22 protein-coding genes and 1 pseudogene are annotated in these 19,255 nt (G+C 67.2%); 11 read left to right on the forward strand and 12 right to left on the reverse strand.

Translation table 11 applies throughout. From position 1 onward, the window contains the following. Nucleotides 1-72 precede the first annotated feature (72 nt). From AC1DKD_RS16935 to hslU, 3 genes are all read left to right on the forward strand, one after another. Nucleotides 73-1,059 carry a tripartite tricarboxylate transporter substrate-binding protein gene (locus AC1DKD_RS16935; RefSeq protein WP_276289090.1) on the forward strand — a complete coding sequence of 329 codons (987 nt, stop codon included), beginning with the start codon at nucleotides 73-75 and terminating at the stop codon, nucleotides 1,057-1,059. A gap of 238 nt (nucleotides 1,060-1,297) precedes the next feature. Continuing rightward, nucleotides 1,298-1,834: an ATP-dependent protease subunit HslV gene (gene hslV, locus AC1DKD_RS16940; RefSeq protein WP_006162714.1), complete on the forward strand. Its 537-nt coding sequence runs from the start codon at nucleotides 1,298-1,300 to the stop codon at nucleotides 1,832-1,834. A gap of 89 nt (nucleotides 1,835-1,923) precedes the next feature. Next, complete coding sequence (gene hslU / locus AC1DKD_RS16945) at nucleotides 1,924-3,255, forward strand: ATP-dependent protease ATPase subunit HslU (RefSeq protein ID WP_477143494.1); 1,332 nt, start codon at nucleotides 1,924-1,926, stop codon at nucleotides 3,253-3,255. A 66-nt stretch (nucleotides 3,256-3,321) separates the two neighbouring features. Here hslU and AC1DKD_RS16950 read toward each other — a convergent pair whose 3' ends face one another. Further along, nucleotides 3,322-3,873: a YcnI family copper-binding membrane protein gene (locus AC1DKD_RS16950; RefSeq protein ID WP_477103455.1), complete on the reverse strand. Its 552-nt coding sequence runs from the start codon at nucleotides 3,871-3,873 to the stop codon at nucleotides 3,322-3,324. Nucleotides 3,874-4,128: 255 nt separating this feature from the next. On the opposite strand from AC1DKD_RS16950, the gene AC1DKD_RS16955 reads away from it, so the two are divergent. The 3 genes from AC1DKD_RS16955 to AC1DKD_RS16965 all read left to right on the forward strand — a co-directional run bounded on the left by AC1DKD_RS16955 (nucleotide 4,129) and on the right by AC1DKD_RS16965 (nucleotide 5,577). Then, the gene (locus AC1DKD_RS16955; RefSeq protein ID WP_477143495.1) at nucleotides 4,129-4,710 is read left to right on the forward strand and encodes a hypothetical protein; all 582 of its coding nucleotides are present in this window, start codon (nucleotides 4,129-4,131) and stop codon (nucleotides 4,708-4,710) included. Between the two features lie 75 nt (nucleotides 4,711-4,785). Continuing rightward, entirely contained in the window at nucleotides 4,786-4,989 is a 204-nt protein-coding gene (locus AC1DKD_RS16960) for a CsbD family protein (protein ID WP_045236210.1), read from the forward strand. Between the two features lie 291 nt (nucleotides 4,990-5,280). Continuing rightward, nucleotides 5,281-5,577 carry a hypothetical protein gene (locus tag AC1DKD_RS16965; protein WP_441631451.1) on the forward strand — a complete coding sequence of 99 codons (297 nt, stop codon included), beginning with the start codon at nucleotides 5,281-5,283 and terminating at the stop codon, nucleotides 5,575-5,577. 19 nt (nucleotides 5,578-5,596) lie between these two features. On the opposite strand, the gene AC1DKD_RS16970 is transcribed toward AC1DKD_RS16965, so the two are convergent. Continuing rightward, complete coding sequence (locus AC1DKD_RS16970) at nucleotides 5,597-6,196, reverse strand: response regulator transcription factor (RefSeq protein ID WP_441631453.1); 600 nt, start codon at nucleotides 6,194-6,196, stop codon at nucleotides 5,597-5,599. Beyond that, nucleotides 6,193-7,608 carry an ATP-binding protein gene (locus AC1DKD_RS16975; protein ID WP_477143496.1) on the reverse strand — a complete coding sequence of 472 codons (1,416 nt, stop codon included), beginning with the start codon at nucleotides 7,606-7,608 and terminating at the stop codon, nucleotides 6,193-6,195. The genes AC1DKD_RS16970 and AC1DKD_RS16975 overlap by 4 nt, the downstream gene beginning before the upstream one ends. 179 nt (nucleotides 7,609-7,787) lie before the next feature. Here AC1DKD_RS16975 and AC1DKD_RS16980 point away from each other — a divergent pair, with 179 nt between their 5' ends. Continuing rightward, nucleotides 7,788-8,267, forward strand: a complete 480-nt coding sequence (locus tag AC1DKD_RS16980; protein WP_045236206.1) for a copper chaperone PCu(A)C — start codon at nucleotides 7,788-7,790, stop codon at nucleotides 8,265-8,267. A 34-nt stretch (nucleotides 8,268-8,301) separates the two neighbouring features. Here the strand turns inward: AC1DKD_RS16980 and AC1DKD_RS16985 are convergent, their stop codons facing one another. Further along, nucleotides 8,302-9,237, reverse strand: coding sequence for a LysR family transcriptional regulator (locus tag AC1DKD_RS16985; protein WP_441631459.1), 936 nt, complete (start codon nucleotides 9,235-9,237; stop codon nucleotides 8,302-8,304). A 95-nt stretch (nucleotides 9,238-9,332) separates the two neighbouring features. Here AC1DKD_RS16985 and AC1DKD_RS16990 point away from each other — a divergent pair, with 95 nt between their 5' ends. Further along, on the forward strand, nucleotides 9,333-9,845 hold the full coding sequence (locus tag AC1DKD_RS16990; protein WP_441631461.1) for a DMT family transporter: 513 nt from the start codon (nucleotides 9,333-9,335) through the stop codon (nucleotides 9,843-9,845). Here the strand turns inward: AC1DKD_RS16990 and AC1DKD_RS16995 are convergent, their stop codons facing one another. From AC1DKD_RS16995 to AC1DKD_RS17005, 3 genes are read right to left on the reverse strand one after another with little or no spacing between them, the layout of a single operon-like run. Continuing rightward, nucleotides 9,846-10,064: a cysteine-rich CWC family protein gene (locus AC1DKD_RS16995; RefSeq protein ID WP_035874353.1), complete on the reverse strand. Its 219-nt coding sequence runs from the start codon at nucleotides 10,062-10,064 to the stop codon at nucleotides 9,846-9,848. Further along, on the reverse strand, nucleotides 10,061-10,288 hold the full coding sequence (locus AC1DKD_RS17000; RefSeq protein ID WP_441631463.1) for a zf-HC2 domain-containing protein: 228 nt from the start codon (nucleotides 10,286-10,288) through the stop codon (nucleotides 10,061-10,063). Before AC1DKD_RS17000 ends, AC1DKD_RS16995 begins: the two co-directional genes overlap by 4 nt. Nucleotides 10,289-10,312: 24 nt before the next feature. After that, on the reverse strand, nucleotides 10,313-10,888 hold the full coding sequence (locus tag AC1DKD_RS17005) for a sigma-70 family RNA polymerase sigma factor (protein ID WP_035874347.1): 576 nt from the start codon (nucleotides 10,886-10,888) through the stop codon (nucleotides 10,313-10,315). A 250-nt stretch (nucleotides 10,889-11,138) separates the two neighbouring features. Here AC1DKD_RS17005 and argB point away from each other — a divergent pair, with 250 nt between their 5' ends. The 3 genes from argB to slmA are packed head-to-tail and all read left to right on the forward strand — an operon-like array spanning nucleotide 11,139 to nucleotide 13,765. Beyond that, nucleotides 11,139-12,068 carry an acetylglutamate kinase gene (gene argB / locus AC1DKD_RS17010; RefSeq protein WP_017226062.1) on the forward strand — a complete coding sequence of 310 codons (930 nt, stop codon included), beginning with the start codon at nucleotides 11,139-11,141 and terminating at the stop codon, nucleotides 12,066-12,068. A 60-nt stretch (nucleotides 12,069-12,128) separates the two neighbouring features. Beyond that, nucleotides 12,129-13,109: a pyrimidine 5'-nucleotidase gene (locus AC1DKD_RS17015; protein WP_477143497.1), complete on the forward strand. Its 981-nt coding sequence runs from the start codon at nucleotides 12,129-12,131 to the stop codon at nucleotides 13,107-13,109. Next, nucleotides 13,106-13,765, forward strand: coding sequence for a nucleoid occlusion factor SlmA (gene slmA, locus AC1DKD_RS17020; protein WP_045236201.1), 660 nt, complete (start codon nucleotides 13,106-13,108; stop codon nucleotides 13,763-13,765). Before AC1DKD_RS17015 ends, slmA begins: the two co-directional genes overlap by 4 nt. A 42-nt stretch (nucleotides 13,766-13,807) precedes the next feature. Here slmA and AC1DKD_RS17025 read toward each other — a convergent pair whose 3' ends face one another. The 5 genes and pseudogenes from AC1DKD_RS17025 to creB form a co-directional block, all read right to left on the reverse strand. After that, entirely contained in the window at nucleotides 13,808-14,713 is a 906-nt protein-coding gene (locus AC1DKD_RS17025; protein WP_441631468.1) for a DUF817 domain-containing protein, read from the reverse strand. A 7-nt stretch (nucleotides 14,714-14,720) separates the two neighbouring features. Then, nucleotides 14,721-15,278 carry a metal-dependent hydrolase gene (locus AC1DKD_RS17030; protein WP_441631470.1) on the reverse strand — a complete coding sequence of 186 codons (558 nt, stop codon included), beginning with the start codon at nucleotides 15,276-15,278 and terminating at the stop codon, nucleotides 14,721-14,723. A 15-nt stretch (nucleotides 15,279-15,293) separates the two neighbouring features. Next, a pseudogene (gene creD, locus AC1DKD_RS17035) lies at nucleotides 15,294-16,709 on the reverse strand (cell envelope integrity protein CreD). Nucleotides 16,710-16,810: 101 nt separating this feature from the next. Continuing rightward, on the reverse strand, nucleotides 16,811-18,253 hold the full coding sequence (creC, locus tag AC1DKD_RS17040) for a two-component system sensor histidine kinase CreC (RefSeq protein WP_441631474.1): 1,443 nt from the start codon (nucleotides 18,251-18,253) through the stop codon (nucleotides 16,811-16,813). Nucleotides 18,254-18,290: 37 nt separating this feature from the next. Next, on the reverse strand, nucleotides 18,291-18,989 hold the full coding sequence (gene creB, locus AC1DKD_RS17045) for a two-component system response regulator CreB (RefSeq protein ID WP_441631476.1): 699 nt from the start codon (nucleotides 18,987-18,989) through the stop codon (nucleotides 18,291-18,293). Nucleotides 18,990-19,255: the final 266 nt, after the last annotated feature.

Genomic DNA, 19,255 nt, shown 5'->3' on the forward strand with positions numbered 1-19,255 from the left:
GCGCCCGACAGGGCGCGCCACTCCGGCCGGGGCAGTGCCGGTACGGGAACAGAAGGGTATCCAGGAGAAAGCATGAAACGAGTTGCACAGTTTGTGGCTGCCGCGCTGACGGTCGGCGTGATGGGGATGCATGCGGGCGCGCAGGCACAGGAGTTCCCGGGCGGCAAGCCGGTCTCGGTGGTGGTGCCGTTCGCCGCGGGCGGCCCGACCGACAAGGTGTCGCGCGAGCTGGTCATGATCATGTCCAAGCACCTGGGTACCACGATGGTGATCGAGAACCTGGGCGGCGCGGGTGGCACCATCGGCGCCAAGAAGGTTGCGCAGGCCAAGGGTGATGGCTACACCATCCTGATCCACCATATCGGCATGTCCACCGCGCCGGCGCTGTACCGCAACCTCGGCTTCGATCCGCTCAAGGACTTCGAAACCGTGGGCGAGATCGCCGACGTGCCGATGGTGATGATCGGCAACAAGAACCTGCCGCCCGCCAGCTTCAAGGAACTGCTGCCCTATATCAAGGCCAATGCCAGCAAGCTGTCGATGGCCAACGCCGGCATCGGCTCTGCCTCGCACCTGTGCGGCCTGCTCTTCCTGAGCGCGATCCAGACCGACCTGACCACGGTGCCCTACAAAGGCACGGCGCCGGCGCTGACCGATATCCTGGGCGGCCAGGTCAACCTGATGTGCGACCAGACCACCAATATCGCCGGCCAGCTCAAGGCGGGCGCGCTCAAGCCGTACGCCGCCATGCAGAGCCGCCGCGTGGAAGCCTTCAAGGACATCCCGACGGCCGCCGAGCAGGGCCTGCCTGGTGTCGAAGTGAAGATCTGGCACGCCATGTACGCGCCCAAGGGCACGCCCAAGCCGGTGGTGGACAAGCTCTCCGCCGCACTGCAGAAGGCCGTGACGGACCCGACCTTCCGGGCCAAGATGGCCGAGCTGGGTGCGGAGGCAGTGCCCGCCCAGCGCGCCACGCCGGATTCGCTGAAGGCCTTCCTGTCGGCGGAAATCGGCAAGTGGAGCCCGGTGATCAAGAAGGCCGGCGTCTACGCGGACTGATCGCCGCCACCCGCGGGGCGCGAGCCCGGATGCAGAAAAGGCCACGCGCGATGCGTGGCCTTTTTGTTTTTCATCCCACGGCCCGCCGCGCCCCCGCGCTTGCTGTGGCCTCCTCGTCTATATTGATCTGGTTGCTTTCGGTCCGGCGGGGGGCGCCAGGGATGGCCGGCGCGGTGGCCCTTGAATTCGCCCGCACCCGTCGCCACCTACGTCCAAGACATATTCTCGCGAAGCCACCATGGAACAGTATCACGGCACTACCATCGTCAGCGTCCGGCGCGGCAACCAGGTTGCAGTCGGCGGTGACGGCCAGGTCACTCTTGGCAATATTGTGATGAAGGGCACCGCACGCAAGGTGCGGCGCATCTATAACGGCAAGGTACTGGTCGGCTTTGCCGGCAGCACCGCGGATGCCTTCTCGCTGCTCGATCGCTTCGAGGCCAAGCTGGAGAAGTACCAGGGCAACCTGACCCGCGCCGCCGTTGACCTCGCCAAGGACTGGCGCTCGGACCGCGCGCTGCGCCGGCTCGAAGCCATGCTGATCACGGCCGACCGCGACACCACCCTGGTGATCACCGGTAACGGAGACGTGCTCGACCCCGAGGGTGGCGTGGCCGCGATCGGCTCGGGCGGCGCCTACGCGCAGTCGGCGGCCAAGGCGCTGGTGGAGAACACCGAGCTTTCGCCCAAGGACATTGTGGAAAAGTCGCTGGGCATCGCCGGCGAACTCTGCATCTACACCAACACCAATTTCGTCATCGAGACGCTGGAATGAGCGTCGGACGGCCGCGTAGTCCCTCGACGCGCGGCCGCCTGGGACCGGGGGCCGCCGCGCTCCGGCCCGTCTTCCACTGAACGGATACCATGTCGCATACCATGACCCCGTCGGAAATCGTTTCCGAACTCGATAAGCACATCATCGGCCAGAACAAGGCCAAGAAGGCGGTAGCGGTCGCGCTGCGCAACCGCTGGCGCCGGCAGCAGGTGGAAGAGCCCCTGCGTCAGGAAATCACGCCCAAGAACATCCTGATGATCGGACCGACCGGCGTCGGCAAGACCGAGATCGCGCGCCGCCTGGCCAAGCTGGCCGATGCGCCGTTCATCAAGATCGAGGCCACCAAGTTTACCGAGGTGGGCTACGTGGGCCGCGACGTCGACACCATCGTGCGCGACCTCGCCGAGATGGCGGTCAAGCAGGCCCGCGAATCCGAAATGAAAAAGGTGCGCACCAAGGCCGAGGAAGCCGCCGAGGACCGCCTGCTCGACATACTGCTGCCGCCGCCGCGCGATATCGGCTTCAACCAGCCCGAGGAAAAGGATTCCAACACCCGCCAGGTGTTCCGCAAGAAATTGCGCGAAGGCCAGCTCGACGACAAGGAGATCGAGCTCGAGGTTTCCGCCGGCTCGCCCAATATGGATATCATGGGCCCTCCGGGCATGGAAGACATGACCGAGCAGATTCGCACCATGTTCGCGGGCCTGGGCCAGGGCAAGAAGGCGCGCCGCAAGATGAAGGTGCACGAGGCCTTCAAGCTGCTGATCGACGAGGAAGCCGCCAAGCTGCTCAATGACGAAGAGGTCAAGCACAAGGCGGTTGCCAATGTGGAGCAGAACGGCATCGTGTTCCTGGACGAGATCGACAAGATCGCCAGCCGCAGCGAAGTGGGCGGCGGCGAGGTGTCGCGCCAGGGCGTGCAGCGCGATCTGCTGCCGCTGGTCGAGGGCACGACGGTCAACACCAAGTACGGCATGATCAAGACCGACCACATCCTGTTCATTGCCTCGGGTGCTTTCCACCTGWSCAAGCCCAGCGACCTGATCCCCGARTTGCAGGGCCGCTTCCCGATCCGGGTCGAGCTGGAATCGCTGTCGGTTGCCGACTTCGAAGCCATCCTGACCCAGACCGACGCCAGCCTGACCAAGCAATATCAGGCGCTGCTGAACACCGAGCAGGTCCAGCTGGTGTTCGCGCCGGACGGCATCCGCCGCCTGGCCGAGATTGCTTTCTCGGTCAACGAGAAGGTCGAGAACATCGGCGCGCGCCGCTTGTACACGGTCATGGAGCGGCTGCTGGAGGACCTGTCCTTCCACGCCACCAGGTCCTCGGGCGAGACGGTCACCATCGATGCGGCCTATGTGGACGAACGCCTGGGCGATCTCGCCGGCAACGAAGACCTGTCGCGCTACGTGCTGTAGTCGATAGCAGTCAGGATCAAAAAGGGCGCATCACGGTGCGCCCTTTTTGTCGTTTGCTGCGCCCGTTCAATGCGCGTGCACATGCCCCGCCGGCGTCGGCGCGGTCAGTTCCAGTTCCGCCGCAGGCGTTTTCAGCTCACGCAGGCTCTGGCCGTCGGCGGGGATCTGTGTCCACTCGGTGCGGCCGTCCTCGCACTCCTGCACCACCGGAAAATACAGCTTGCCAGCCTGCTCCGGCAGCTTCATCAACATCACGAATTCATCGAAATGCGCGTCGGCCAGCGAGCCGGCGAACCACCGCAGCGTGCGCACGTCCTCGCTCACGGTCTTGCCGTGCGAGGTATAGGGCTTGGCCAGCGGCGCGCGCTTCACTTCCAGTTGCCAGCCTGCCTTGGGTTGCGGATGGGCGCCTTGCACGCCTTCCGGGATAGTCACGGTAATGGCGCGCGTGGCGCTGCCGTTGCAGCCGTGGCCCACCATCAGCGCACCCTTGAAGTAGCTGCCGGCGGTGGCGGTCTTCTGCCCGAACACGATGTGCGCGAGCGCTGCGGGGGCCCAGCTTGCGCCGAGCGAGGCCAGCGCGATGGTTACTGCGGGCAGCAGGCGGGATGCGGTCATGTGGATTCTCCTGGGAAGCGCGCCAGTCTAGCGCCGATGGCGCTCCTCGGCGCTGCGGCGGAGCGCCGCAGGGCTGCGTGCCCCGGGAATCATGTCGGATTTGTCTTACGCGGCTTTCGGAGCGTGACGCCTGATTGCGGGAAGGGCCTGTACGTACTCTGTATCTACGGTGTGGGCAAACGCGGATCGCACCAGGCAGGTGCCTGGCGACGAGGCCGCTCTCCACAATATTCCGCCACTGAAAAGGAGCACGACATGATGAAGAAATGGCTGAGCGCAGCAGTGTGTTCGATGATGTTTGCCGGCCCTGCCGCCTTCACGCTGGCGCATGCCGCACCAGCAGGTTCCAAAGCGGACTACGACGCGGCCGTGAAAACCGCTAACGCCAACTACAAGGCTGCACGCGCCCAGTGCGACAGCCTCAAGGACAACGCCAAGGACGTTTGCGTGAAGGAAGCCAAGCGCGACGAAGACGTGGCCAAGGCCAACGCGGAGGCCGCCCGCGATGGCACGGAAAAGGCGCGCGCCAAGGCGGACAAGGTCAAGGCGGATGGCGACTACAGCGTGGCCAAGGAAAAGTGCGACGACCGCAAGGGCAATGACAAGGACGTATGCGTGAAGGAAGCCAAGGTGGCCCACGAGCAAGCCCTCGGTGTGGCCAAGGTCGAGAAGGCTGCCGCCACCGGCACCAGCACCGACGTCGCCGAAGCGCGCGCCGATGCCAGGAAGGACACCGTGGAAGCTGCCTACAAGGCTGACAAGGAAAAGTGCGATGCCATGTCCGGCGATGCCAAGGACAAGTGCCAGGCCAACGTGAAGGCCAAGTACRCCAAGTAAGTCATAGCCACGCACGAAATACCCAATCAGCCCGTCTGCGGGCTGATCGCAGCAAACACGAACCAGGAGTCGACCATGAATTGGGATCAGATCGCAGGAAAGTGGGATCAGGCCAAGGGTAAGGTGAAGGAAAAGTGGGGCCAGCTCACCGACGACGACCTTACTCAGATCCAGGGCAAGCGGGATCAGCTTGCCGGCCGGATTCAGGAGCGCTACGGCTATACGAAGGAGCGCGTGGAAGATGAGCTGAAGGCGTGGGAGCGTGACACACGCTGGTAAAGCTTAAAAAAGTAAAGATAAAAAGACAAAAGTAAAGCAGGTAAGCATTCGTAAGCGCACTGGTGCGCACAGCGATGCAATGCCAAAGTGGCGGCCGGCTCGGTCCAATGATCGCAGCCGGCCGGTTACCACCCGCCGCGATGCATGTCCGGCGGGTTTTTAGCGGCGCGGCGCCGGTTCCGCGAGTCACGGAATCCCGACCGCTCCCAAGCGGATTCGAGAATTCGCCGCCACCGCCGCTCACCGGCTCGCATCCACCCACTCACAAACCAACCAGGCAGGAGAACCGAAATGAAACGCGAGCTACTGTCTTCGTTCGGGGTGCTGTGCGGCCTCGCCGCTGCAACCGTGTTCCTGTGCGCGCGCCCGGAGGCGGCGCCCGCGCTGCGCCAGTCGGGCGCGTCCGTGGCGCTCAAGCGTGCCGTGCACACTCGCGCCGCCCCGCAAGCCGCGGTGGAACTGGCGGTGCAGGCCGGCGACCTGGGCTCGCGTGCCGATCGCCATGCCAGCGACGCCCTGCGCCTGGCCGAGCAAGCCGCCGGCCGGGAGGACGATCTGGACTGGGACTACGTGCAGTTGCGCCTCTGAGCGCGGGCGCTAGCGGACGTTAGCGCGACACTGGCCGCTTGCCCAGTTTGCGCTGCAGTGTGCGCCGGTGCATATTGAGCGCGCGCGCGGTGGCGGAAATATTGCCGTCGTGCTCGGCCAGCACCCGCTGGATATGCTCCCACTCCAGCCGTGCCACCGATAGCGGCACCGGCTCCTCCATGGCGGCTTCGGCCGCGTCTTCCGATACCCCGGCCATCAGCGCCGTCAGGATCGAATCCACATTGGCCGGCTTGGCCAGGTATTCGTCAGCCCCATGCTTGACCGCCGCCACCGCCGTGGCGATGCTGGCGTAGCCGGTCAGCACCAGGATGCGCGCATCGGGCAAGGCGGCCCGCAGCGGGGCGACCAGTTGCAGGCCGGACTCCGCCGGCGCGGTGCTGCCGGCTTCCGGCGGCGCGCTCAGGTGCAGGTCCAGGGTGATATAGGCAAACGGCGTTTGCGCGGCGAGTGCCAGCGCCTGCTGGCGGTTGTGCGCGATCTGCACCGCATAACCGCGGCGCGTCAGCGCGCGCGCCAGCGCGCCGGCGAAGACGGCATCGTCGTCGACGACCAGGAAGGGCGCGCCGTCGGCGGCGGGATTATTGAGGGCGTCGGTCATCGCGGATTCGTTGTCAGGGGTGAGGCGAACGGAGCGGCATCCGGGAAGGACGCCGCAGAGGGGGTGGGCAGGCGCAGTTCGGCCACGGTGCCGCCTTCGTGATGGTCGTGCCAGGCCAGCCGCCCTCCCATTTGCTGGGCGGCACTTTGCGCCAGGTACACGCCGATGCCCTGGCCGCCGTGCRTGCTGGCCACCGGGGCTTCGCCAAGCCGGGCGCGTTGCGACGGTGGGATGCCGAGGCCGCGGTCGGTCACGCGGAACGTCAGCGTAGGCAGCGCGCCGTGGTTCTCCAGGGAGATGGCCAGGCGCAGCGGAATCTGCTCGTGCCCCGCGGCCAGCTGGCTGCGCGCGGCGTTGTCCAGGAGGATGGTCAGAATCTGCCCGACGCGCGCGGCCTCGACCGACAGCGCGGCTGTCTCGCCGATGGCATTGGCTTCGAGGCGGGCATGCGGGTGGCGCAACTGCCAGCGCTCGACGTAACCGTCCAGCCACGCATCGATGCGCTGCGGCGCCGCGGTCTCGTGGTCGTCGCGCAGGCGCGCCAGGATCGATTTGCACAGCTCCAGCTGCTGTTCCATGGTCTGCAGGTCCGGCAGGTAGGCGGACACTCGCGTGCCGCCCAGGCGCGGGTCCGCGGCATCGGCGCGCAACTCGCCGGCGATGACCGCCAGCGTGGCCAGCGGCGTGCCAATCTCGTGGGCGACCGCGGCGGCCTGGTCGTTCAGCGCTTCGACGCGCGCATCGCGCAGCAACTGCTCGCGCGCCAGGTTGAGTTCGGCATCGCGCTGGCGCAGCACGCCGGACAACCGTGCCACGAACACCGCGATCATGGTCGCGCTGGCGACGAAGTTGAGCCACATGCCCGCCAGGTGGTAGTTGACGGCATTGTCCGGGTTGCGCAGGTTCAGCGGCACATACTCGATCAGCATCAGGCTGTAGCAGGCCATCGCGTAGACCGCGAGCGCGATCACGTTGCGCCACGGCAGGATGGCGGCCGCGATCGCCAGGCCCGGCAGGTAGAACGACACAAAGGGATTGGTAGCACCGCCGGTGAAAAACAGGTTGGCCGACAGCGCCGTCAGGTCGACCATCAGCTGGCCCATCAGCTCTGCGTCGCTGGGCATGGTGCCGCGGCCGCCATGCATGCGCATGCGCAGGCCCGTCAGCAGGTTGAACACCGCTTGCAGGGAGAGGATCGCCAGCAGCGGGCTGTATGGCAGGATCACGCCGGCCACCGCCTCGCAAGACACCAGCAGCACCGACTGCCCGCCCATCAGCGCCCAGCGCAGCCAGAACAGGCGGCGCAGGCTCATGAGGTTGTGGCGCACCGGGGCAAAGCCCGCAGTGTGGCTCGTGGCGGGACCGGCGTGGGAGGTGGCCGTATCTGGCGGCACGGCTGCGGTGGTATCCATGCCGCGAGTTTAACAACGACAAGGGCCGGGCCCGCCCTGTGCGACACCGTGCCGCATTGGTCGGCGGCGCAGGCGCTGCCAGACTGGCCGGTTAGCTGCGGGGCTTGCCGCCTGGCTCGCGCCGCCATGGACGACATGGTCTAATGATTCCTTTGTGAAGTTCAGTGGAGATGATCCCAATGCAAGCCAGATTCCTCGCCGCGGTGCCCGCCGCCCTGCTCGCCGCGCTGTGCTCGAACGCCGCTTTCGCCCAGGTCGACGTCAGCAACGCCTGGGCGCGCGGCACCGTGCCGGCGCAGACCGCCACCGGCGTCTTCATGACCCTGCATGCCCACGAGCCCGCCAAGCTGGTCGGCGTGAGCACGCCGGCGGCCGCCACGGCCGAGGTCCATGAGATGAAGATGGATGGCAACGTGATGCGCATGCGCGCCATCGGCGCGCTTGACCTGCCGCGCATGCAGGATGTCGAACTCAAGCCGGGCGGCTATCACGTGATGCTGATGGGTCTCAAGGCGCCGCTGAAGAAGGGCGATACCGTGCCGCTTACGCTCAAGATCGAACAAGGCGGCAAGGTGATCGAGCAGAAGGTCGACGCCGAAGTGCGCGACCTTGCTGCCGCAGCGCCGGCCGCCGGCTCGCACGGCGATCACAAGCACTGAAGCGCTACGGGCAGCCAGGCAGCCCGGCTGCTGCCTAGCTGCGCAGGCTGATCGCGTCGTCGGGTTCGTCCCCTGCGGCCACCGCCATGACGCGCTCGCGCAACCAGCTATGGCCGGGATCGGCGTCGGTGCGGTCGTGCCAGATCAGGCTGAAGACAAAGCCCGGCAAAGGGAAGGGCGGATCGAACACCGCGAAGCGCGGGTCTTCCTCGAACGCGGCCAGGCTGCGGCGCGCCGTGGTCAGGACCAGGTTGGTGCCGGCAATCAACGCTGGTGCCACGCTCCAGTGGGGCAACACGCAGGCGATCTTGCGCCGCCCGCCGACCTTGGCCACGGCGGCATCGATGGCATCCACCCGCTCGCTGTGGGCTGCCACCAGCACATGCGAGCGGGCCAGGTAGGCGACCTGATCCAGCTTGCCCAGGCCGCGCACCGTGGCCGCGTCCACCATGCAGCCATAGGTTTCTTCGAACAGTTCGGTACTGCGCACGCCTTCCGGCGTCTGCGCGAACACGCCCAGCGCCAGGTCGATCTCTGCGTCGGCCACCTTGGCCGTCATGGCCTCGCGGCTGGCCTGGCTGACCACCAGGTCGATCCCCGGCGCGATCTTGCGCACCGCGCGCAGCAGGCCGGGCAGCAGCGCCATGGCGCCGTAGTCGGACATGGCCAGGCGGAAGCTGCGGCGCGCCGTGGCGGGCTGGAAGCCGGACGGCCCGAGCAGGATGCGCACCTGCGCCAGCGCCTCGGCCAGCGGCCCCGCCAGTTCGTGGGCGCGCGCGCTGGGCACCAGGCCACCCTGGCCGCGCACCAGCAGCGGGTCGTCCAGCAACTGGCGCAGGCGGCCCAGCGCATGGCTGACGGCGGGCTGGCTCAGGTGCAGCCGCAGCGCCGCGCGCGAAATATGTCGTTCGGCCAGCAGGGCTTCCAGCACCACCAGCAGGTTCAGGTCGATACCGCGTAGATCATTCATGCGGCGCATATTAACGCTATGAAACGAGAATTKGAAATTCGCGGCGCAATATTTCACACTGGGGGCATCATATTTGTCCGTATGGAGATGCCCCGATGCCAGGAATCAGTAACTTTTCGCCGGCGCTGACCGGCCTTATCCCCGTACTGGTGGCCATCGCATCCGGGGCGGTGATCCCCTTCCAGGCGGGCGCCAATGCCGTGCTCGGGCGTAGCCTGGGCCACCCGCTGTGGGCGGCCGTGGCCTCGCTGCTGGTCAGCCTGATGGTGGTGCTGCCGCTGCTGTTGCTGCTCAAGGCGCCCATGCCGGCGCTGGCGCTGGCGGCGCGCGGGCCAGCCTGGACGTGGGCAGGCGGCGTGGCGGGCGTGTTCTATATCTCGGCGGCGCTGCTGCTGGCCCCGCGCCTGGGCGCCGGCGGCTTTATCGCGGCGGTGGTGGCGGGCCAAATGGCGGGGGCCTTGCTGCTGGACCAGTTCGGCCTGGCCGGCTTCGCGGTGCGCGCGGTGACGCCGGGACGTCTGGCCGGCGCCTTGCTGGTGGTGCTGGGCGTGGTGGTGGTGCAGTTCGCCGGGACCGGCGCGGCCAGCCCGGCGCCAGCAGCCAGCTAATCAGGCCGGCCCACCGGCCTCCTCGCGGCGGCGGCCCAGGCACGCCGGGCACAGGCAGTGCTGGCCCGGCACGATGCGCCGGGCGGGCAAGAGCGGCTGGCTGGCGCACCAGCATTCCGGCAGGCCGGCGGCGTAGCCGCACACAAAGCCGGCGCCGCAAGCGCTGCAATGCTCGACCGGGCGCAATTGTCCCGTCAGCACCGTGGCCGGATCGCTCACGGATTGTCCTTGGGCGGCTCGTCGTCCAGGCCCAGCCGGCTCATGGCGGCGCGCATCAGCCGCATCTGGGCCGAAAAATTGGTGCAGGCGTCGCAAATGGCCAAGTGGCCGCGCATGCGCACGCGTTCGATCCAGCTGAGCGGGCGGTCCATGCCTTCCATGGTCAGGCGGTGGATCTCGCGGCAGTTCGGCAGCAGGGAGTCTCGTGGTGGCGTATCAGACATGGCTTCCTTTGGTCGGACAGGCGGTCACGCCTTTTGCCCGAACCAGTTCAGTTCCAGGCACTCGCGCAGGCGCATGCGGGCGCGGTACAGCATGACCCATGCATTGGTCGTCGTGATCTCCAGTTCCTGACAGATTTCTTCGGTTTCCAGTTCCAGCCATTCCCGCATCATGAAAATCCGGCCAATCTTGGCTGGCAGCTTGTCCACGCAAAGCTGCAGGATCTCGAAGAACTCGCGACGCTCCAGCGTCCGGTCGGGGTTGCCCCAGTCGGAAGGCGGCGTATGGTAGTGCCCGTTCTTGGCGAACAGGGCGTCGAACGCGTCGATATCCGACTGGGCTTCGCCGTCCTCGTCGCCGCCGAGCGCCAGGCGCACTTCGCGCCGGCCGCTGCGCAGCGTATCGATGATCTTGTGCTTGAGGATGCCGATCAGGTAGGTCTTCAGCGCGGACTGGCCGCTGAAGCGCTCCGGGTGCTCCAGCGCGGCCACCAGGGTGTCGGAGACGGTATCCTCGGCCAGCGCCTGGTCACGCAGTTGCAGCCGCGCGAAGCGCAGCAGATGGGGGCGCAGGGCGTTAAGATCGTCGGGGTGCAGGCTCATTTTTCTTGCCGCTGTCCGGTGGTGGGAAACTGTCAGCCGACTGTTGCGTGGATAGGACGCCATGGTGCGCCGCAGTACGCATGCACCGGTTTTGAGCCACTGCCGCACCAGCGTCTGCACGCGTGCGGCGCGGTTTCTTGTAAAATCGGCGCCTGCCGCGGCCGGATGTGGTCAATGCGGGGTCTGGAATGCCTGGAACCCGTTGTCCACCGCCGGTCAGAATTGCCATGATACCTGTTGAATCTCACGGATGTCCCTTGCCATGAACGCCGACACCCCTGGGCCTGCCGCTACCGCGGTGGCCGCAATTGCCCCAGCCCTCAAGGCCGAAATCCTCGCCGAGGCGCTGCCCTATATCCGCAAGTTTCACGGCAAGACCATCGTCGTCAAGTACGGCGGCAACGCGATGACCGAGGAAAAGCTCAAGCACGGCTTCGCGCGCGACGTGATCCTGCTCAAGCTGGTCGGCATGAATCCGGTCGTGGTCCACGGTGGTGGCCCGCAGATCGACGAAGCCCTGAAGAAAGTCGGCAAGGTCGGCACCTTCATCCAGGGCATGCGCGTCACCGATGAAGAGACCATGGAAGTGGTCGAATGGGTGCTGGGCGGCGAAGTGCAGCAGGACATCGTCATGCTGATCAACCAGTACGGCGGCCAGGCCGTGGGCCTGACCGGCAAGGACGGCGGCCTGATCCGCGCCAAGCGCCTGAAGATGCCGGACCGCGAGAATCCCGGCGCCTTCATCGATATCGGCTACGTGGGCGACATCGAAGCGATCAACCCGGCCGTGGTCAAGGCGCTGCAGGACGATGCCTTCATCCCGGTGATCTCGCCGATCGGTTTCTCCGACGACGGCCAGGCCTACAACATCAACGCCGATGTGGTGGCCGGCAAGATGGCCGAGATCCTCAAGGCCGAGAAGCTGGTGATGATGACCAACATCCCGGGCGTGATGGACAAGGCCGGCAACCTGCTGACCGACCTCTCGGCGCGCGAGATCGAGGAACTGTTCGCCGACGGCACCATCTCCGGCGGCATGCTGCCGAAGATCTCGTCGGCGCTGGACGCGGCCAAGAGCGGCGTCAATTCGGTGCACATCATCGATGGCCGCATCGAACACTCGCTGTTGCTCGAAATCCTGACCGAACAAGCGTTCGGTACCATGATCCGTTCGCACTAGAACGCATCTCCCGGCAGCGCGCGCCGCGCGCTGCCGCCTCACCCCCTCTTTCCTTCCCGCGTGCCATCTACTTCCCCGCCCTTGCGCCGCAGCCTGCGCGGTGCGCGCCGACGCCGCCCCGCGGGCGACAATTCCGGCCGCACGGTCTGGCTGTTCGACCTCGACAACACGCTGCACGACGCGTCGCACGCGATCTTTCCCGCCATCAACCAGTTGRTGACGGCGTATGTCGCCCGCGTGCTGGGCAGCGACGAGGCCACCGCCAGCGAGGTAAGGGTGAAGTACTGGCAGCGCTATGGCGCGACCCTGCTCGGCATGATCCGCCACCACGGCGTGGATCCGGCCGACTTCCTGCGCGCCGCGCATGATTTCCCCGAACTGGCGGAAATGGTGCGCGTGCAGCGGGGCCTGGCCGGCCACCTGCGCCGCTTGCCGGGGCGCAAGATCTTGGTGACCAACGCACCGGCGCAATATGCGCGCGCCGTCATGCAGGTGGCCGGTATCCAGCATTGTTTCGAGCGCGTCGTCGCCATTGAGGACATGTGGGTGCATGGACACCTGCGGCCCAAGCCGGACCGCCGCATGTTGCGCCGCCTGCTGGCCCAGCAAGGCGTGGCGCCGCACCGGGCGGTGCTGGTGGAAGACACGCTGTCCCACCTCAAGCGTTATGCCGGCACGGGCATTCGCACCGCCTGGGTGACGGGCTACCTGCGCACGCTGGCGCCATCGCGCCCGCACGATGTGCCGATGCCAGCCAGCGTGGCGGCGGACGGCGTCAGCGGCGACGCCGTGCTGCGCAGCACGCTGGACGCCGAGGACAGGCAGCATGCCGGGCACGCCGCGCAAGAGCATTCGGTGACGCTGGTGGCGGCCGAGACGCAGGACCCGCCGTCGCGGCCGCAAGGCAAGACGGCGCCGCAAGCGCTGCCGGCATCGGCGCSGCGCGTGCGGGCGCGCATCGTAAATCGCCCCGGTTATGTGAACGTAAAAGTACAATCCATGCATCAACTCCAACGACGAATTCGGAGAATAGGGTCATGATGCACAGTAACGGGCGCCCATCGGGTGCGGCTCCGGCCGCGGCCGGGCAGGGCGCAGGCGCGGACGGGGCGCCGGCACGCAAACGCCCGCGTCCGGGCGAGCGGCGGGTGCAGATCCTGCAGACGCTGGCCGGAATGCTGGAAGTGCCGCGCGGGGAAAAAGTCACCACCGCGGCGCTGGCCGCCAAGCTCAGTGTTTCCGAGGCGGCGCTGTACCGCCATTTCGCCAGCAAGGCGCAGATGTTCGAGGGCCTGATCGGCTTTATCGAGCAGACCGTCTTCGGCCTGATCAACCAGATCACCACCCAGGAAGAACATGGGCTGCGCCAGGCGCATGCCGTGGTGCGCATGCTGCTGTCCTTCGCCGAGAAGAATCCAGGCATGACCCGCGTGCTGACCGGCGAAGCGCTGGTGGGTGAGCACGATCGCCTGCAGGAGCGCATCAACCAGGTGGTGGACCGCATCGAGGCCTCGCTGCGGCAGTGCCTCAAGGTTGCCATCACCCAGGGCGCGTTCCCGCCCGACGCCGACGTGCCGGTGCGCGCGGCGCTGATCATGGCGACCGTGCAGGGCCACTGGCATCGCTACGCCAAGAGCGGCTTCCGCAAGCTCCCGAGCGAGAATGCGGACGCGCAACTGCGCGTGCTGCTGGGCTAGGCGCCGCGGGCGGCCCCGCCCGGGGCCTCCTCTGCCTCTGCTTCAGGCCGCGGGCACATGAATGCTGGCCTTGATGTGCTTCAGGTTGGCCACGATGGTGAACGTCATCACGATCAGCAGCGACCACGAACTCCATTTGCCCACATGCACCGCCGACCACGCGCCTAGCTGGTTGGGGTAGCGCCACACCGCGAAGAACGTGCTGATGTTTTCCGCGATCCAGACGAACAGGCCGATCAGCACGAACGCCAGCAGCAGCGGCATCTCGCGCTCCCGGTCCAGCGGGCGGAAGCGCACCGTGCTGCGCGCATACAGCCCGGCAATGCCGCAGGCCAGGTACCAGCGGTAGTCGCCGATATAGTGGTGCGTGAAGAAGTTCGCGTACACCAGCGCCGCCATCAGGCCGGCCATCCAGTACGGCGGATGGTGCCGCACGCGCACGTCCAGGATGCGCCAGGCCTGGATGATGTAGCTTCCCACTGCCGCGTACATGAAGCCTGAAAACAGCGGCACGCCCAGCACCTTGGTGTAGGCGAAGTCAGGATAGCTCCACGACTGGATGCCGCCCGATGTCTTGAAAACTTCCAGCGCAAAGCCCACCACGTGGAACAGGCTGATGGCCCTGAGTTCGTCCATCGTCTCCAGCCGTGCCCACACCATCGCCGCCTGGATCGCGACTGCCGCCGCCAGCAGCAGGTCGTAGCGCGGGATGCCCATCCAGCCGCCGCGCGGCACGGCGAAGACCGCCAGGAAGAACAGTCCCGCGAACAGGCACGATCGCGCTTCCTTGACGCCGAAAGCGAGAAACTCGCAAAGTCCGCGGCGCGCGCCGGCCAGCGCCAGTCCGGGGCGGGGCGCGGTGAGCAGGCGGTCGAGCCGGTTGGATGCGGCGTTCCGGCCGCTGTGCAGGCGGAACGGATCGGGCATGCGTTTCGTAGCGGTGATCATGTCGGCCTCAATCCGCACAGGCGCGCGCGGGCGCACGATGCCGGGTCGGCTTGTCGCGCTCGATCCACTGGCGCAGCGCAACACCGGTCGCCGCCAGCGTCATCAGCGGCAAGCCGATCCACAGGCATTCCAGCCAGAAGCGCGTTGCGCCGAACAGCCCGGCGCCGGTCAGCGGCAGCGGCCGCCACGGCAGCGTCACGCGCTGGTCCGCCAGCGGATAGAACAGCGCCGTGCCGATGCCGCGGTCGGTCAGCAGGTCCAGCAGGGGGTGCGACACGGTGCTCAAGGCCACGAACAGGAAGGCGATGCCGCGCCGCCAGCCGCAGCGCCTTGCCGCCAGCGCCGCCACGAGGCCGAGCGCCAGCGCGAAGCCGATCGAGTGCGTCAGGCCCCGATGGCCCAGCACGCTGCTGTAGCGCACCCCGGCRTACCAGACGCTGAGCATGTCGACGTCGGGCAGCACGCTGGCCGCGACGCCGGCCAGCATCAGGCTTGCCGGCACCCTGCGCCGGCCCAGCGCGGCGGCCAGGGCGAGCGGCGGGGCGCAATGGAGGTAGGTGGGCATGGCGTTCTCCCCCGCTCAGGCTTGCACGGCGGTTTCGGCGGCCACGGCCGCGGCGGGCTTGTCGCGCTGCGGCTGCCAGGCGGCGCCCGCCGCATACCAGTCGATGCGCCGGGTCATCACCATGATGGCGGCGAGGATCACGAACAGCAGCAGCGAGCCCAGCATCAGCGCGTTGTCCTCCGACAGCAGCAGGCCATAGAGCGCGCCGTACAGCACGGTCAGCAGCGTGGCGAAGGCCAGCCCGCGCTGCCAGCTCTGCAGCACGAACGAGAGGTAGAAGCCCAGCAGCCCGATGCACGCGGCACTGGCCGCCAGGTAGGCCAGCGCGAAGGCGATATGCTCGGACAGGCTCAGCAGCAGCAGGAAGAACACCGCCAGCGCCAGGCCCACCAGCAGGTACTGGATGGGATGGATGCGCAGGCGCCTGACCAGCTCGAACATAAAGAAGCCGGCGAAGGTCAGCAGCACGAACATGGCGCCGTACTTCACCGCGCGTTCAGCCTGCAGGTAGATGTTGACCGGATCGATCAGCGTCACGGAAACCGATTCGAGCGTGCCGTCGCCCGGACCGGCGAGCTAGTTGCGGACCTTGGTGTTGTAGGAGGTCACGCTCCAGTTGCTGTGGAAGCCTTGCGCGTTCACGCTGCGGGTGCGCGGCAGGAAATCGCCATCGAAACTCGGATGCGGCCAGGCGGAGTCGATCGAGATGTCGTTCTGGTCGGCCACCGGCGTAAAGGCCAGCGACTGCGCGCCCAGCAGCGGCAAGGTCAGCGAGAACGGCACCACGCGCTGCGCCTGCGCGGACCTGCCGTCGAGGCCCGGTTTCGCGGCTTTGGCCGACGGCAGGTCGATCTCCGCATGCAGGCCTTGCGTCAGGCTCTTCAGCCGCACGCCTTGCTCCAGTTTCAGCGCCTTGCCGTCGAGTTCGAACGTGGGCGCCGCCATCAGGCCGCGCGTGTCGCTGATGCCGATCGCGATGTAGGGCTGCCCCACCTCGAAGCCCACATGGCCGACCGAGCGCGGCAGCTCGCCCGGGTCGGGCAGCGCGATGGTGCCCTGCCAGCGGCTCTGCATCTCGTACACCAGTACCTTGTGGATGCCGCGATAGCGCTCGCTTGGCGTCACCTCGCCCTTGACCCGCAGCGTGGCGGGGAACACCAGCACCTGCCCGACCTCGGCCTGCAGCATGGTGGCATTGGGCCGCTTGGGGTCGCTGTTGTCCGCCACGCGCAGGATTTCCTTGTACGGCAGCACCAGTACCGGGCCGGTCAGGGTCTGCGGGCCGGCGTAGCTTTGCCAGACACTGCGTACTGCCTCTTCGCGGTAATGCTTGCGATCTTGCACCGCGTTGCCGACGAGATGCAGCGGGATCAGGATCAGCAGGATCAGCAGCGCGGTGATGGAGGATTTGAAAAACAGGATTCGGTTCATGGCGGCAGGCGCGCGGGAGTGACGATGCCGCGAGCTTAGGACTCCCGTGTGAGCCGCCAAGGAAGCCTGCGTGAAGCGATTGTGTGGCGAGTGTGAAGCCGCTACGCGGCCGGCAAGGTCAGCGTGGCGCAGGCCCCGCCTTCCGCGCGATTGGCCAGCACGATCTCGCCACGATGCAGCGTGGCGATCTCGCGCACGAAGCACAGGCCGAGCCCGGTGCTCTTGTCCTGGCCGCCAGGGCGCGGCAGCGAATAGAAGCGCTCGAACAGGCGCGGCAATGCATAGTCGGGAATGCCCGGGCCGTGATCGGTGACGCGCACGGCGATCGTATTGGGCGGGCCGTCGCGGCGCTCCACGGCGATTTCCACCACGCTCGCCGGCGGGGCGAAATCGAGCGCGTTTTCCAGCAGGTTGGCCAGCGCCTGGTGCAGCAGGAACCGGTCGCCTTTCACCGCCGGCGCGGGATGGGCCGGCGGCAGCAGGCGCAGGGCCAGCCCGCGCTGGCGCGCGCGCGGCTCCAGCTCGTGCAGCAACTGCTCGATCAACGCCAGCAGCGCAACCGGCTCGTGCGTCTCCAGGCTCTGCCGCTGCTCCAGCGCCGCCAGCGCCAGCAGCTTGCGGATCATTTCCTCCAGCCGCTGCGCCTGGCGCCGGATGTTGGCGACGAAGCGGCTGCGGTCGGCGGCGGGCATGTCCTCCTGCAGCAGTTCGGCCGCGCCGCTGATGGCCGCCAGCGGGCTCTTCATTTCATGCGTGAGCGTGTGGATGTAGTGCTCGACGTATTGCTTGTTCTCCAGCCGCAGGCGCATGCTTTCCACCGAGCGCCCCAGCTCGGCCAGCTCGCTGGCGCCGCGCAGCGGCATCTCGGCGCGCTCGCCGGCAGCCACCGCGCGCGCGTAGCGCTGCAGGCGGCGCAGGCCGTGCACCAGCCACAGCGTGCAGCCCAGGCCGATCACGAACGCGCCGCCCATCAGCAACAGGCCGTTGAGCAGGATCTTGCGCTGGCTGCGCTCGATGAAAGGCGCCATGGTCACGTTGGGCTTGGCCACGGTCAGCACGCCGATGGTCTTGTTGCCGTCGCGGATCGGCGCGGCCACGTGCATCACCGTGCTGGCGTCGTCGTCCGGATTGGCGCGCGTGCTGCGCGCGCCGTACTCGCCCCGCAGCGTGCGGTAGACATCGTTCCAGCGCGAGTAGTCGGCGCCCACGGCCGCCTCGCCGGAATCGAAGCGCACGATGCCGCGTTCGTCGGTGATGTAGATGCGGTAGCCCACCGCATCCTTGTGCATGCCCCACACACTGGCATCGACTTTGTCCTCGCGCAGCCGCGCCAGCCGGCGGGCGAAGGCGCCGTTGGCGATGCGGCCGTTCTTCATGTCGTCGGCGGCCAGCACCGCCAGGACATGCGCGGTATCGACCAGCGTGTCCTCCATGGCTTGCCGCACCCCCGGCTTGACCTCCTGCACGAACACCCGCAGCGTGAGGAATGCCGCCAGCCCGACGATCAGGAAGAAGCCGAAGAAGATGCGAAGCCCGATATGCATGCGTGGCCGTAGGTGAGAGGGGGAGGGAAGGCGCCGTTCAGCGTGCGAGCGAATAGCCCATGCCGCGATGGGTCCGGATCGGGTCGCACTCCGCGTCGAGCGCGCGCAGCTTGGCACGCACGGTCTTGATATGGGTGTCGACGGTGCGGTCGATGGTGTCGACCGCGTCATGCCAGACCAGGTCCATCAGCTGCGCGCGCGAATAGATGCGCCCGGGATGCTGCAGCAGCAAGGCGAGCAGCCGGTATTCGTAGCGTGTGAGGTCGAGCCACTGCCCGCGCCAGGCCAGGCGCGCGCCGTCGGCGTCGAGCGTGAAGCCATCGGGCGGAGCGGCTTCCTGCGCGGGGGGGGCCTGCGCGGCGCGCATGCCGGTGCGCCGCAGGATCACCCGCACCCGCGCCGCCAGTTCGCGCGGCGAGAACGGCTTCACGACGTAATCGTCGGCGCCGATCTCCAGCCCGACGATGCGGTCGATTTCCTCGTTGCGCGCGGTGAGGAAGATCACCGGCACATCGGAGAAGGTGCGCAAGGTGCGGCAGACTTCGAAGCCGTTGATGTCGGGCAGGCCCACGTCCAGGATCACCAGGTCCGGCGCCTGCGCGCGCAGGCGTTCCAGCGCCGCGCCGCCGAGCGCGCAATGCTCCACCGCCATGCCGTCTGTCGCGAGCGCATAGAGGATGGTGTCCGCGATCGCGGATTCGTCTTCAATGACCAGGATGCTGGGTGATTTCGTCAAGGCTGGGCTCGGTTCGGGCTCGGTTCTGGGTTGGTTGCGGTGGCGCGCCGCCGCCGCGTTGGTTTGCTCTATAATAAGCGGGTCGCGCCGATTTGATGACTGGCTTGCGGGCGCGCGGCGGCATGGTAACTCCTGAAGTCACTGATTCGGGGGAAACCGGCAGCCAATATAAATGCGGCTAAAGAGGTGGGTCGGTACCCTGCCACGCAAGGCACCGGCACGCGGGACGCAAGACCCGTGCAAAACCCGATTTGGCTGCGCCATCG

The sequence above is a fragment of the Cupriavidus sp. 05T313 genome (genome assembly GCF_056396665.1).

Excerpts from the sequence above, each read along its gene's own strand:
- AC1DKD_RS16935 (WP_276289090.1), top strand. The coding sequence starts at position 73 with ATGAAACGAGTTGCACAGTTTGTGGCTGCCGCGCTGACGGTCGGCGTG.
- hslV (WP_006162714.1), top strand. The coding sequence starts at position 1,298 with ATGGAACAGTATCACGGCACTACCATCGTCAGCGTCCGGCGCGGCAAC.
- AC1DKD_RS16950 (WP_477103455.1), bottom strand. The coding sequence starts at position 3,873 with ATGACCGCATCCCGCCTGCTGCCCGCAGTAACCATCGCGCTGGCCTCG.
- AC1DKD_RS16960 (WP_045236210.1), top strand. The coding sequence starts at position 4,786 with ATGAATTGGGATCAGATCGCAGGAAAGTGGGATCAGGCCAAGGGTAAG.
- AC1DKD_RS16965 (WP_441631451.1), top strand. The coding sequence starts at position 5,281 with ATGAAACGCGAGCTACTGTCTTCGTTCGGGGTGCTGTGCGGCCTCGCC.
- AC1DKD_RS16970 (WP_441631453.1), bottom strand. The coding sequence starts at position 6,196 with ATGACCGACGCCCTCAATAATCCCGCCGCCGACGGCGCGCCCTTCCTG.
- AC1DKD_RS16980 (WP_045236206.1), top strand. The coding sequence starts at position 7,788 with ATGCAAGCCAGATTCCTCGCCGCGGTGCCCGCCGCCCTGCTCGCCGCG.
- AC1DKD_RS16985 (WP_441631459.1), bottom strand. The coding sequence starts at position 9,237 with ATGAATGATCTACGCGGTATCGACCTGAACCTGCTGGTGGTGCTGGAA.
- AC1DKD_RS16990 (WP_441631461.1), top strand. The coding sequence starts at position 9,333 with ATGCCAGGAATCAGTAACTTTTCGCCGGCGCTGACCGGCCTTATCCCC.
- AC1DKD_RS17000 (WP_441631463.1), bottom strand. The coding sequence starts at position 10,288 with ATGTCTGATACGCCACCACGAGACTCCCTGCTGCCGAACTGCCGCGAG.
- AC1DKD_RS17005 (WP_035874347.1), bottom strand. The coding sequence starts at position 10,888 with ATGAGCCTGCACCCCGACGATCTTAACGCCCTGCGCCCCCATCTGCTG.
- argB (WP_017226062.1), top strand. The coding sequence starts at position 11,139 with ATGTCCCTTGCCATGAACGCCGACACCCCTGGGCCTGCCGCTACCGCG.
- slmA (WP_045236201.1), top strand. The coding sequence starts at position 13,106 with ATGATGCACAGTAACGGGCGCCCATCGGGTGCGGCTCCGGCCGCGGCC.
- AC1DKD_RS17025 (WP_441631468.1), bottom strand. The coding sequence starts at position 14,713 with ATGATCACCGCTACGAAACGCATGCCCGATCCGTTCCGCCTGCACAGC.
- creC (WP_441631474.1), bottom strand. The coding sequence starts at position 18,253 with ATGCATATCGGGCTTCGCATCTTCTTCGGCTTCTTCCTGATCGTCGGG.